This window comes from Bradyrhizobium sp. Mp27, assembly GCF_029953005.1.
Lineage (GTDB): Bacteria > Pseudomonadota > Alphaproteobacteria > Rhizobiales > Xanthobacteraceae > Bradyrhizobium > Bradyrhizobium barranii.
Genome location: NZ_JASAUS010000177.1, coordinates 1 through 12704 on the forward strand (window position 1 = coordinate 1; position 12704 = coordinate 12704).

The window sequence follows — 12704 nt, forward strand, 5'->3', positions numbered from 1 at the left end:
TGATCGCCGTCGCCCGCAAGCTGCTGACCATCCTCAACGTCATGATCAGGACGAAAACACCATGGCAACCCGCTTGACAGCGAACACAGTCGCTCACCCGTCTCGCCGCTGTCGCGGCGAGCCACCCTCTCCCGCAAGGGGAGAGGGAAAAGCGGCGCCCCGCTATTCACATCCCCACCCCCTCGACGAACCCACCCCCACGGCTTACCTGTGATGCCGTGCCGCCCCGCATCCTCAAAATCCCGGCCGAGCCGGCCACGCTGCTGCCCGACCGCTTCCAGGCGTGGTTCGCGGCCCGCGGCTGGTCGCCGCGTGAGCATCAGCTCGCGCTGCTGGACAAGGCGCGCGAGGATCGTTCCGCACTGCTGATCGCGCCCACCGGCGCCGGCAAGACACTGGCGGGATTTCTGCCGACGCTGGTGGAGCTCTCGACGCAGCCGGTCGGACGGGACGGAAGGGCGAAGCAAAGCCTCGTCTCCACCGGCCGCGATGTTCGCCGCAGCGATGGCCTGCACACGCTCTACATCTCGCCGCTGAAAGCGCTCGCCGTCGATATCGCCCGCAATCTCGAGCGGCCGATTGCGGAGATGGGGCTGCCGATCAAGGTCGAGACCCGCACCGGCGACACGCCGGTGTCGCGGCGGCAGCGCCAGCGGCGCTATCCGCCCGATATCCTGCTGACGACGCCTGAGCAGGTGGCGCTGCTTCTCTCCTCCGACGACGCACCGTTCCTGTTCTCCTCGCTGAAACGTATCGTGCTCGACGAGCTCCACGCGCTGGTGACGTCCAAGCGCGGCGATCTGCTTTCGCTGGGGCTGGCGCGGCTGTGGCGACTGGCGCCGCAGTTGCGCGCGATCGGCTTGTCGGCGACCGTGGCAGAGCCGGACCAGCTTGCGCGCTTCCTGGTGCCGCAGCCCGGCGGGAAGCAGGCGGCCGCCGACATTGTCGTCGCCGGCGGTGCCGCGCCGCCGCTGGTCGAGATGCTGGATACGCGCGAACGCCTGCCCTGGGCGGGCCACGGCGCGCGCCACGCGCTTCCCGAAATCTACGAGCTGATCAAGGCGAACAAGACCACGCTCGTCTTCGTCAACACCCGCAGCCAGGCCGAGATGCTGTTCCAGAATCTCTGGAGCATGAACGACGACAACCTCGCGATCGCACTGCATCACGGCTCGCTCGACGTCGCCCAGCGCCGCAAGGTCGAGGACGCGATGTCGGCGGGCAGACTGCGCGGCGTGGTCTGCACTTCGTCGCTCGACCTCGGCGTCGACTGGGGCGATGTCGATCTCGTCGTCAATATCGGTGCGCCAAAAGGCTCTTCGCGTCTGATGCAGCGGATCGGCCGCGCCAATCACCGCCTTGATGAAGCCTCGCGCGCGGTGCTGGTGCCGGCCAACCGGTTCGAGGTGCTGGAGTGCCGCGCCGCGATCGATGCGATCGCCGAGAATGCGCAGGATACGCCGCCCTTGCGCACCGGCGCACTCGACGTGCTGGCCCAGCACGTGCTCGGCCGCGCCTGCGGCGAGCCGTTTCTCAGCGATGATCTCTACGGCGAGGTACTCACGGCCGCGCCTTACTCAAATCTCCCCCGGCAGGATTTCGACGATGTCGTCGATTTCGTCGCCTCCGGCGGCTACGCGCTGAAGACCTATGAGCGCTTCGCCCGCATCAAGCAGGACAAGCAGGGGCGCTGGCGCGTCGCCAATCCAAAGGTGCGGCAGAGCTATCGTCTCAATGTCGGCACCATCGTCGAGGAGCCGATGCTGAAGGTGCGGCTCGTTCGTGGGCGCTCCACCGGCAGCGGCTCGACCGGCGTCATCGCGCGCGGCGGCCGCGTGCTCGGCGAAATCGAGGAATATTTTATCGAGGGCCTGACCGCCGGCGACACCTTTGTATTCGGCGGTGAAGTCGTGCGCTATGAGGCGTTGGCTGAGGATCAGGTCTATGTCTCCCGCGCCAACGACAAAGACCCGAAAGTGCCGTCCTATATGGGCGGCAAATTTCCGCTCTCGACCTATCTTGCCGAGCGCGTGCGGCGCCTGCTCGACGACCGCCGTGCATGGAACGGTCTGCCTGAGCAGGTGCGCGACTGGCTGTCGTTGCAGAAAGACGTCTCACGTGTGCCCGGCGTGCGCGAGCTGCTGGTCGAGACCTTTCCACGCGGCAACAAGCATTATCTCATTTGCTATCCCTTCGAGGGCAGGCTCGCGCACCAGACGCTGGGCATGCTGCTGACGCGGCGGCTGGAGCGGATGCGCGCCCGGCCGCTCGGCTTCGTCGCCAATGAATATGCGGTGGCGATCTGGGGACTTGGCGATGCCTCCTTCATGATCCGCAACGGCGAGCTTAATCTCGACGCGCTGTTCAACCCCGACATGCTCGGCGACGATCTCGAAGCCTGGCTCGCGGAATCCGCGCTGATGAAGCGCACCTTCCGCAATTGCGCGCTGATCTCCGGCCTGATCGAGCGGCGCTTCACCAGCGAGGACAAGAGCCGCCGCCAGGTGCTGTTCTCGACCGATCTCGTCTACGACGTCCTGCGAAAGCACCAGGCCGATCACGTGTTGCTGCGCGCCGCCCGTGCCGATGCCGCCACCGGCCTGCTCGACCTGCGCCGTCTCGGCGCCATGCTTGCCCGCATCCAGGGCCGTATCACCCATCGAGAACTCGATCACGTCTCCCCGCTCGCCGTCCCCGTGATGCTGGAAATCGGCCGCGAGTCAGTCTATGGCGAAGCTGGCGACGAGCTGTTGGCGGAGGCCGCCGACGAGCTGGTCAAAGAGGCGATGTCGTAGAGAATTTTACCAGTGGTGCGCGCAACTCCATCCACATCGTCATGCCCGGGCTTGACCCGGGCATCCACGTCTTTGCTTCCGCGGCAAGAACGTGGATGGCCGGGACGAGCCCGGCCATGACGGAGCAAGTGGCACTATCGATCACTTCAACGCTTGCACTGGATATCGCCAGTGTGTCGTTCGCAACCGATCTCTCCGGTGCGCTGTTCTGGGAAGAGCAGTGCCTGCTCGTCGTCTCCGATCTGCATCTGGAAAAAGGGTCGAGCTTCGCCGCGCGCGGTGTGCTGCTGCCGCCCTACGATACGTTGGCAACGCTGAGCCGTCTCGCTGCTGTCATCTCCCGCCATAATCCCCGAACGGTCATCGCGCTCGGCGACAGCTTTCACGACCGAACCGCGCATGAGCGGTTGTCGTCCGACGATCGCGATGCTGTTGCCGCGCTCCAGACCGGCCGCGACTGGATCTGGATCTCGGGCAATCACGATCCCATGCTGCCGCGCGATCTCGGCGGGACCATCGCTGACGAAGTCGCGATCGGCCCGATCACATTTCGTCATGAGCCGACGGGTGCGCGCGGCGAGATCGCCGGCCATCTGCATCCGAAGGCGCGCGTCTCCGCACGCGGCCGCTCGATGGAACGCCGCTGCTTCGCCAGTGATGGGATGCGCGCCGTGATGCCTGCCTTCGGCGCCTATGCCGGCGGTCTCAGCATCCGCGATGTCGCGTTCGCAAGGATCTTTCCCAGCAATGGCTTTGTCGCGCATCTGCTCGGTGACCGTCGCGTCCACGCCATCGCGGCCTCGCGCTGTTATTGAGATTCCGGCCTCGTGCGAACCGGATCCATCGGGCGCATCAACGGAAAATAGGACAGGACTACGTCCAGTACTTATCCGGAATCGCCTAAGTTCATAGGTACCTCTAACTTACCAACTTGCCGGGGCTGGATTTCATCCCGAACACGATTGCAACCGGCAAAGGGGTCGCTGCGAGGCGGCCCCTTTCGATTCCACCAGTCGGACTTTGTCCCTTGTTCCGGAACAAATTAAGAACACTTTAGCAAGTCTTTGATATATCATTGTGATTCGGCGCGTTGCCGACACAATATCTAGCGTCCGTCAGACTTTGCGAGGACTACATGTCCACCATCGCCTTCGATCAATTTGCCCTCACCCGGATCGCCGATTTCGCGCGCTCGCTGTCGCGGCTGCATCAGGCCGCGCGGCGCTATGCGGTCGATGACGACCAGTTCGACCGCGAGTTCAACGCGGTGTGCCAGTCGATCTGGGGCTACACCATCGACGACGTCAGCGACGATCTGTTCTCGGTCGAGGATCATCTGTTCCTCGACACGCTGGACGAAGCGCATGCGCGCATCTTCGCAGCCGAGCAGGGTTACGATCTCATCGGCGAGGCGGGCATGCTCACCGACTGGTGGGGCTTCTGCTGGATGATCCTGGCCGAGAAACGCGGCCTGCTGACTCAGGAAAACCGCGCCGCTGCGCGCGCGGCGATCGAGGAAAAATATCTGGCGGCGCCGAACGTGATCGGGGTGATCATCGGGAGATGACGGTCTCGTGCCCCGGGCGCAGCGCAGCACGTCAGTGATGCGCTGCTGAACCGGGGCCCATGCCCGCGGCATTTTGGCTCCCGGCTGTGCGTCGCGTCACTTCGTGCCGCGCCGCGTCCGGGACACGAGACTGGAGCTTAGTCCAGCCCCGCCCGCTTCGCCGGCTTCTGTGCAGGGGTCTTCGGCACCGTCACATCAGGCAGCGCCTCGCGCACGATCTCGGACGACGCCGGCGCATCTGCCGCGACCGTCTCCGCGCGCACCGGGGCCACCTTCATCTCGCCAAGCCGCGCGCGGACCTGCGCGGTGAGTCCGGGGTAGGAGGCGACCGGCGTGAAGTCCGCAGCCTGGTCATTGCCGACGCGGATGCCGGTATAGGCGACGAGGCCGTCGCTGGTCGCGATCACGTCGCCGGCTTTCAGCGAGGAATCCAGCGCGAGATCGACCGGGGCGAGGCCGACCGGCTCGCGGCCGTTGCAGGTGCAGTCGGCACGCAGCGCCTTGCGATAGGCGAACGCGTTTTCGCTGTCGGCGTAGCGCTCGCCGGTCTGCGAAGCGGCGCCGTCGATCGAAGAGCCGAAATAGACCTTTGTCGTGGTGGCAGGACAGAACGCCTGACACATCTGAGCGGGCGAGGCGAGGCCGCGCATCAGCGGAAAATATTTGCCGTCGCAGGTGCGCACGCAGAAGGCCGGGCCCGAGCCGCCGGCCGCCGCCGCGCGTGTCGGGGGCACATATTGCGGGTTTGCGGGATTCTGCTGGCTGGCGAAGGGATCGGCAAAGGAGTTCGACTGCTGCGGAACCTCACGCTGCGGCCGCGGCCGCTGCATTCCGCCGAAGAAGAAGTCGAACAGGCCTTCGGCCGAAGCCGGGGCGGGAGCCGCAAGCAGCGGGGCCGCCAAGCTGGCGGCCACAAGCGTCGCGCGACGCGCATGGGACAAGGCTGTACGCAATGCTCACTCCGACGCTACTGAACCGGCCGGAACCTTCCGAGGTCTCGGCACATGATTCACCATAGTGCTGGATGGTAAATGAGCAGTTGAGCGGAGGCGATTTCAAGTCGAGGCCGTGACCTCTTCAAGGCCGGGCACAGCTTCCGGCGGATGGTTGCTTCCGGGCAACGCCTGGCACGGACGGCCGGAACTGTCTCGCGGTCTTAAGCCTTCAGGAACTCCGACGCCTTGTACAGCGAGCGGAACGGCAGACCGGCCGCGCCAAACGTGTCGGTGGCGCCTTCCTCGCGGTCGACCATGGTCAGCACCAGCACCACCTCGGCGCCGGTCTCGCGTACGGATTCCACCGCCTTCATCGCCGAGCCGCCGGTGGTGGTGACGTCCTCGACGATCACGACGCGCTTGCCTTCGAGCGTCTCGCCCTTGGGCAGGCCTTCGATCGCGAGCTTCGCGCCGTGCTCCTTCGGCTTCTTGCGCACGAAGAATGCCGCGATCGGATGTCCCTTGATCCAGGAGATCTGCGCCAGCGCGCCGGCCAGCGGCACCGCGCCCATCTCGAGCCCGCCGATGAAGTCGAGCTGGTCGTCCTTCAGCGCCTCATAGGTCAGCTCGGCGAGCAGGGTCGCGCCCTCGGGGTCGAGCATGGTCGGCTTGAGGTTGAAGTAGAAATCGCTCTTGCGACCCGACGCGAGCGTGACGTCACCGCGGCCGAAGGAGCGCCGGCGGATGATTTCGAACAGGCGGGCGCGGGAGGCAGATTTCGACACGGCGGTCCCTCGGGGCTTTTTGGAGGTGGCGGAATTTATCCGCGACGGCCGCGACATTCCAGAGGGGACCGGTCGAGTCAACAGGGATCGGCCATCCCGGTCCGCCAGTTGTGGGGGTGCAACCTTCTGGAGTAGTTGGATGCCAGATATCTCGGGGAAGGAAATGCCTGAATGACCATCGAGCTGCACACCTGGAACACGCCGAACGGCCGCAAGATCTCGGTCGCATTGGAGGAAATGGGGCTGCCCTACAAGGTGGTCCCGGTGAACATCACCAAGGGCGAGCAGATGGCGCCGGAGTTCCTGAAGCTCAGCCCCAACAACAAGATCCCCGCGATCGTCGACCCCGAGGGCCCCGACGGCAAGCCCGTCAGCATCTTCGAGTCCGGTGCGATCCTGCTCTATCTCGGCGAAAAGACCGGTAAATTCCTGCCGAAATCGCTCGCCGGGCGTATCCCCGTCTATGAATGGCTGATGTGGCAGATGGGCGGCTTCGGCCCGATGCCCGGCCAGGTGCACCATTTCATCGCGCTCGAGAACGAGCAGGATCGCGCCTATGGCCTGAAGCGCTACATGGCAGAGACGCGCCGGCTCTACGGCGTGCTGGACCGCCGGTTGGAGGCCCACGACTTCGTCGCCGGCGACCTCTCGGTTGCCGATTTTGCTATCCTTGGCTGGGCCTGGCGCCACCCTCGCCACAAGGTTGAGCTGGCCGATTTTCCCAACGTCAAGCGCTGGTATGAGGCGCTGATGGCCCGTCCCGCGGTGAAGCGGGGCATGGACGCGAAGCTGGATTGAGGTTTCTTCTTCTCCCTCTCCCCGTTCTTACGGGGAGAGGGTTGGGGTGAGGGGCATCTCTCCGCGGATGAGATGGCCGTGAGACCTGTACCCCCTCACCCGAATTCGATCTGCGATCGAATTCGACCTCTCCCCGCAAGCGGGGAGAGGTGAAAGGCGCCTCACACCTTCTTCGCTTCCACCGCCATCCGCACCGCAAGCCCCGCCAGCACCGTGCCCATCAGCCAGCGCTGCACCAGCATCCAGCTCGGCCGGCTCGCCAGGAACAGCGCGATCGCCCCCGCGGCAAGTGCGATCATCGCGTTGACGCTGACGCTGATCGCGATCTGGATCGCCCCCAACACCACCGACTGGGTCAGCACGCTGCCGGCGGTGGGATCGATGAACTGCGGCAGCAGCGCCAGATACAGCATCGCGATCTTCGGATTGAGCAGATTGGTGACAAAGCCCATCGCGAACAATTTGCGCGGGCTGTCGATCGCAAGCTGCTTCACCTGGAACGGCGAGCGTCCGCCCGGCTTCACCGCCTGCCAGGCCAGCCACAGCAGATAGCCCGCGCCGGCGAAACGCAGCGCGTCATAGGCAAAGGGAATGGCGAGCAAGAGCGCGGTGATGCCGAACGCCGCGCACAGCATGTAGAACACGAAACCGAGTGCCACCCCGCCGAGCGAGACGATGCCGGCCGCCGGCCCCTGCGTGATCGAGCGCGAGATCAAATAGATCATGTTCGGCCCCGGCGTGAGCACGAGACCAAGGCAGACGAGGGCGAAGCCGAGCAGGGCGGAGGTGTGGGGCATGGGTGAACCGGTGTGGGAGATGGCACGGTTCTAATATGCGCCGCGCGGCGGAGCCATCGCGCAATTGCACGGAGGACAATTCGAGTCCCGCATCTCACCCCAAGGTCGTCCCCGCGAAAGCGGGGACCCATACCCCCAGGGAGGAGTTTGAGGCTGGATCGTCATGGGCAATCTTCGTCTAACTCGATCCTGTGGTTATGGGTCCCGGCGTTCGCCGGGACGACACTGTACTGGTGGAGACATCAATGCGCCTCGTCCCAATTGTTCGCCGCGCGCGCATCGACGTGCAGCGGCACCGACAGGTTCACGGCCGGGAACGGAGCGTCCTGCATCACGTGCTGCACAACCGGGAGCGTCGCCGCGACCTCGGCGTCAGGCACCTCGAAGATCAGTTCGTCGTGCACCTGGAGCAGCATCTGCGCCGTCAGCTTCTTCTGGACCAGGGCGTCCTCCATCCGCGTCATGGCGCGGCGGATGATGTCGGCGGCGGTGCCCTGGAGCCGCGCGTTGATCGCGGCGCGCTCGTTGAACGCGCGCACCGAGGCGTTCGAAGCCTTGATGTCGGGATAGTACATCTTCCGGCCGAACAGCGTGGTGACATAGCCGTTGCTCCGGCAGAAGTCGCGTGTCTCGTCCATGTAGGCGCGGATGCCGGGGAAGCGCTCGAAATACTTCTTGATGTAGGCGGAGGCTTCCTCGCGCGCGATGCCGAGCTGGTTGGCGAGACCGAATGCCGAGATGCCGTAAATGATGCCGAAATTGATCGCCTTGGCACGGCGGCGGATTTCGCTCGGCATGCCCTCGATCGGCACGCCGAACATTTCGGAGGCCGTCATCGCGTGAATGTCGAGCCCGTCCTTGAACGCCTGCTTGAGGACGGGAATGTCGGCGATCTCGGCGAGCAACCGCAGCTCGATCTGCGAATAGTCGGCGGAGACGAGCTTGTGCCCGGGTGTCGCGATGAAGGCGCGGCGGATCTTTCGGCCGTCCTCGGTGCGCACCGGGATGTTCTGCAGATTCGGCTCGTTCGACGACAGCCGGCCCGTCGTGGTCGCGGCCAGCGCGTAGGTGGTGTGGACGCGATGGGTCTGCGGGTTGACGTAGGTCGGCAGCGCGTCGGTGTAGGTCGATTTCAGTTTCGAAACCTGGCGCCACTCCAGGATCTTCTTCGGGAAGTCGTGGCCCTGCTCGGCGAGCTCGTCGAGCACCTGCGCCGTCGTCGACCACGCGCCGGTCTTGGTCTTGGTGCCGCCGGAGAGCCCCATCTTGCCGAACAGGATGTCGCCGATCTGCTTGGGGCTGCCGACATTGACGGGCTCGCCCGCGATTTCCTGGATCTCGGCTTCGACGCGCGCCGCGGTCTGGGCGAAGTCGCCTGATAGCCGCGACAGGACCTGGCGGTCGATCGAGATGCCGCGCCGCTCCATGCGCGCGAGCACCGACACCAGCGGCCGTTCCAGCGTCTCGTAGACGGCGGTCATGTGTTCGGCGACGAGGCGTGGCTTCAGCACGCGCCACACGCGCAAGGCCATGTCGGCGCCTTCCGCCGACAGCGGTGTGGCCTTGTCGATCGGCACCTGGTCGAAGGTGATCTTGCCCTTGCCGCTGCCGAGCAGCTCGCTCTCCTTCAGCATGGCGTGGCCGAACCAGCGCTCCGCGAGCGCTTCGATCGCGTGCGAGCCGCGGCCGGCATCGAGCACATAGGAGATCAGCTGCGCATCGTCGGCGTTGCGCAGCGTGATGCCGTGCTGCGCCAGCATCACGGCGGTGAACTTGACGTCGAAGCCGATCTTAAGAATGCCCGCCGATTCCAGCACCGGCCGCAGCGCTTCGATCGCGTCGGCATGCTTGACTTGGTCCGGCGCGAGACCCGCGTCGAACAGGCCGGCGCCGCCGCCGGACTGCTTGTGCGCGAGCGGCACGTAGCAGGCATCGTTCGGCGCCAGCGCCAGCGCCAGCGCGATGCCGCACAGATCGGCCTGCATCGGATCGATGGAGTTGGCTCTCGTCTCGATCGCGACATGGCCGGCGTCATGGATGCGCGCGACGTACGCGTCGAGCTCCTTGAGCGTCTTGATCGCCTGGTATTTGCTGCGGTCGACCGGCAACTTGCGCAGCGCCTCTTCGCGCGCGGCGGCCAGTGAAATCGGCGCGCCCTTGAGACCGGCCGACCTATCGCCCTTGTCGCCGCCCGTTGCGGTCGCGGCTGGAACGGCGAAAAGATCGCCGGAGGTCTCTGACGTCTTTGCCCTGGCCGCGTCGCCGCCGGCCCTGGCGCCGCTGCTGTTCGACGCATCGGCATCGACATTGGCGGGATCGATCTGCGAATAGTCGGCGACGCGGCGCGTCAGCGTGGTGAATTCCATCGCCTTGAGGAAGGCAATCAGCTTGCGCGCGTCGGGCTCGTGCACCGCGAGGTCGTCCAGCGGCACGTCGAGTTCGACCTTGTCGTCGAGCAGCACCAGCTGGCGCGAAATCCGCGCCTTCTCGGCATTCTCGATCAGCGCCTCGCGCCGCTTCGGCTGCTTGATCTCGGTGGCGCGGAACAGAAGCTGTTCGAGGTCGCCATATTCGACGATCAGCTGCGCGGCGGTCTTGATGCCGATGCCGGGGACACCAGGAACGTTGTCGGTGGAATCGCCGGCCAGCGCCTGCACTTCGACGACTTTCTCCGGCGGCACGCCGAACTTCTCGATTACCTCGGGAATGCCGATGCGGCGATCCTTCATGGTGTCGTACATCATGATCTTGTCGTTCACGAGCTGCATCAAATCCTTGTCGGAGGACACGATGGTCGTGTGGGCGCCGCGATCGCTGGCCTGCCGCGCATAGGTCGCGATCAAATCGTCGGCCTCGAAGCCGCCCTGTTCCAGGCAGGGCAAATCGAAGGCGCGCACGGCTTCGCGGATCAGCGCGAATTGCGGGATCAGATCATCGGGCGCGGGCGGCCGGTGCGCCTTGTACTCGGGATAGATCTTGTTGCGGAAGGTGACTTCCGACTTGTCGAACACGATCGCCAGATGCGTCGGGCGGTTGTCCTCGGGCATGTCGCGCAGCAGCTTCCACAGCATGTTGCAGAAGCCGAGCACGGCATTGACCTGCAAGCCGTCGGACTTGCGGTTCAGCGGCGGCAGCGCGTGGTAGGCGCGGAAGATGTAGCCGGAACCGTCGACCAGGAAGATGTGGTCGCCCTTACCGGCCGCCTTCGCCGCAACCGGTTTGGCAGCAGGCTTGTCAGCAGCGGGTTTGGTGTCGGCTTTGGCAGCGGTCTTCGGGGATGTTTTGGGCATGGCCGCAATGTATGAATTTTTGCGGGCATTGACAGCCTTGAGCGGGGGATTTTTGGGCCGCTGGTGCCGCTATCCCCACTGTCGTTCCCCGCATCCACAACTGTCATTCCCCGCGAAGGCGGGGAATCCAGTACGCCGCGGCTTCTCGGCTCGATCACTGGCGTTTCGGTCGCCCGGTCGAGCCGGGCGACGACACCGAGAGGGCGGCTACTCCGCCGCCTGCAACACTGGCCCGGCCTTCTTCGGCGCGATCCAGAACGTCTCCGGCCGTTCGAACAGGAAGCGGGCATTGAGCCGCATCGCGACGTACCAGATCGCGAGCGATCCGATGACGCCGACGATGGTGACGATCAGCGACACCGTGCCGATGTCGGCAATGATGTGGGTGCGCAGCAGCAGCGTTCGTGTCGCCGCCATCGGCAGGAAGAAGGCGAGGTAGATCACGATCGAATGCTCGCCGCAGAAGCGAAAGAAGTTCAACCACTGTGCGCGGGCGAGCAGCGTGCCCATCGTGATGATGGCGCAGGCCCCGGTGAAACCGAGCGCGAGCGAGACGATCCTCCATTCGCTGGCGCCGAGCGTGACGAGGCCGGCATTGACCAGCGCCCAGGTCGCAAGCGCCGCCAGCGCGAGTGCGGGATGGTTGCGCGCGCGATCGGACAGCGCGAACACGTAAGGCGCAAACAGATATCCCGAATAGAAATAGACGAAGCGTGCGCAGAATTCGTCGATCGCGGTCCAGCCGGTCGAGATGCGCGCCGTCTCCAGCGCGGCAGCGATGAGCCAGATCGCCAGCGGCGGGACTCGCCGTGTCAATTTTGTGACGACGAAGAAGATCGGCAGAAGGTAGATGAACCAGAGCGTGCCGAACGGTTCGACGAAGGATTCCAGATACAGCAGGCCGGCCTCGCGCCAGCTCGTTTCCGCCGCGAAGGCCGGCGCCTTGAAGCCGAACTGGATTGTCACCCAGACGACATAGAAATAGGCGAAATGCACCACCTTGCGGTCGAGATAGGTTCGCCAGTCCCGATCGATCACCAATGGCAGGAACAGGCCCGAAATCAGGAAGAAGTCCGGCATCCGGAACGGCTTTGCGAAGGCCACGGCGACATGCATGAAACCGGTCTGGCCGGCGGCGATCTCCACCCCCAGCACCGAGTGCATCATGACGACCATGACGATGCAGATGCCCTTGGCATAGTCGACCCAGTCGACACGCGCGGCCGAGGGGGCCTTGGAAAGCCCGCTCGCGGCGATTGTGCCTGATAAAGCCATGGTGTCCCGTTTCGAGGCGCGGTCCGCCCGGCTCTGTGCCGGCGTGGTGCAGTGTAAAGCCTTGCGGTTTAAGGTTTCTTTACCGGTACAATTCGCGTGCCGGTTTTTGCATCCGGGCTGTTCTCTCCCCTCAGGAAAATGCTAAACCGCTCGAGTTGGGGTTTCGTTAACCAAGCTGGAGCAGGGTTTTTCATGCGAATCGCGATGATCGGAACGGGCTATGTGGGACTGGTGTCCGGAGCCTGCTTTGCGGATTTCGGTCACGACGTCACCTGCGTCGACAAGGACGAGAAGAAGATCGCGGCGCTTCATCGCGGCGAGATTCCGATCTACGAGCCCGGCCTCGACGAGCTGGTCGCGACCAATGTGAAGGCCAAGCGGCTCGACTTCACCACCGATCTGTCGAAGCCGGTCGCGGACGCCGATGCCGTCTTCATCGCGGTCGGCACGCCGTCGCGCCGC

10 protein-coding genes are annotated in these 12704 nt (G+C 64.8%); 5 read left to right on the top strand and 5 right to left on the bottom strand.

The annotated features are described in order from the left end of the window. The first annotated feature begins 218 nt into the window (after window positions 1-218). From QJT78_RS43410 to QJT78_RS43420, 3 genes are all read left to right on the top strand, one after another. Complete coding sequence (locus QJT78_RS43410) at window positions 219-2795, top strand: ligase-associated DNA damage response DEXH box helicase (RefSeq protein ID WP_028154162.1); 2577 nt, start codon at window positions 219-221, stop codon at window positions 2793-2795. Between the two features lie 116 nt (window positions 2796-2911). Then, window positions 2912-3610, top strand: a complete 699-nt coding sequence (gene pdeM / locus QJT78_RS43415; RefSeq protein WP_049807998.1) for a ligase-associated DNA damage response endonuclease PdeM — start codon at window positions 2912-2914, stop codon at window positions 3608-3610. A 320-nt stretch (window positions 3611-3930) separates the two neighbouring features. Next, window positions 3931-4362: a hypothetical protein gene (locus tag QJT78_RS43420; RefSeq protein WP_028154160.1), complete on the top strand. Its 432-nt coding sequence runs from the start codon at window positions 3931-3933 to the stop codon at window positions 4360-4362. Between the two features lie 137 nt (window positions 4363-4499). On the opposite strand, the gene QJT78_RS43425 is transcribed toward QJT78_RS43420, so the two are convergent. Next, window positions 4500-5315 carry a DUF2865 domain-containing protein gene (locus QJT78_RS43425; protein ID WP_240537797.1) on the bottom strand — a complete coding sequence of 272 codons (816 nt, stop codon included), beginning with the start codon at window positions 5313-5315 and terminating at the stop codon, window positions 4500-4502. 203 nt (window positions 5316-5518) lie between these two features. Continuing rightward, complete coding sequence (pyrE, locus tag QJT78_RS43430; protein ID WP_014491354.1) at window positions 5519-6082, bottom strand: orotate phosphoribosyltransferase; 564 nt, start codon at window positions 6080-6082, stop codon at window positions 5519-5521. A gap of 171 nt (window positions 6083-6253) precedes the next feature. Here pyrE and QJT78_RS43435 point away from each other — a divergent pair, with 171 nt between their 5' ends. Continuing rightward, window positions 6254-6880 carry a glutathione S-transferase family protein gene (locus tag QJT78_RS43435; protein ID WP_028154158.1) on the top strand — a complete coding sequence of 209 codons (627 nt, stop codon included), beginning with the start codon at window positions 6254-6256 and terminating at the stop codon, window positions 6878-6880. 161 nt (window positions 6881-7041) lie between these two features. On the opposite strand, the gene QJT78_RS43440 is transcribed toward QJT78_RS43435, so the two are convergent. From QJT78_RS43440 to QJT78_RS43450, 3 genes are all read right to left on the bottom strand, one after another. Beyond that, a complete protein-coding gene (locus tag QJT78_RS43440; RefSeq protein WP_038945222.1) occupies window positions 7042-7677 on the bottom strand; it encodes a LysE family translocator in 636 nt (211 codons plus the stop codon). A 242-nt stretch (window positions 7678-7919) separates the two neighbouring features. Further along, entirely contained in the window at window positions 7920-10967 is a 3048-nt protein-coding gene (gene polA, locus QJT78_RS43445) for a DNA polymerase I (protein WP_028154252.1), read from the bottom strand. Window positions 10968-11174: 207 nt separating this feature from the next. After that, window positions 11175-12242, bottom strand: coding sequence for an acyltransferase family protein (locus QJT78_RS43450; protein ID WP_028154253.1), 1068 nt, complete (start codon window positions 12240-12242; stop codon window positions 11175-11177). 192 nt (window positions 12243-12434) lie between these two features. Here QJT78_RS43450 and QJT78_RS43455 point away from each other — a divergent pair. Beyond that, the coding region (locus QJT78_RS43455; protein WP_281460622.1) for a 2-dehydropantoate 2-reductase N-terminal domain-containing protein at window positions 12435-12704 on the top strand (270 nt) is incomplete at its 3' end.

Excerpts from the sequence above, each read along its gene's own strand:
- polA (WP_028154252.1), bottom strand. The coding sequence starts at position 10,967 with ATGCCCAAAACATCCCCGAAGACCGCTGCCAAAGCCGACACCAAACCC.
- QJT78_RS43435 (WP_028154158.1), top strand. The coding sequence starts at position 6,254 with ATGACCATCGAGCTGCACACCTGGAACACGCCGAACGGCCGCAAGATC.
- pdeM (WP_049807998.1), top strand. The coding sequence starts at position 2,912 with ATGACGGAGCAAGTGGCACTATCGATCACTTCAACGCTTGCACTGGAT.
- QJT78_RS43450 (WP_028154253.1), bottom strand. The coding sequence starts at position 12,242 with ATGGCTTTATCAGGCACAATCGCCGCGAGCGGGCTTTCCAAGGCCCCC.
- QJT78_RS43440 (WP_038945222.1), bottom strand. The coding sequence starts at position 7,677 with ATGCCCCACACCTCCGCCCTGCTCGGCTTCGCCCTCGTCTGCCTTGGT.
- QJT78_RS43420 (WP_028154160.1), top strand. The coding sequence starts at position 3,931 with ATGTCCACCATCGCCTTCGATCAATTTGCCCTCACCCGGATCGCCGAT.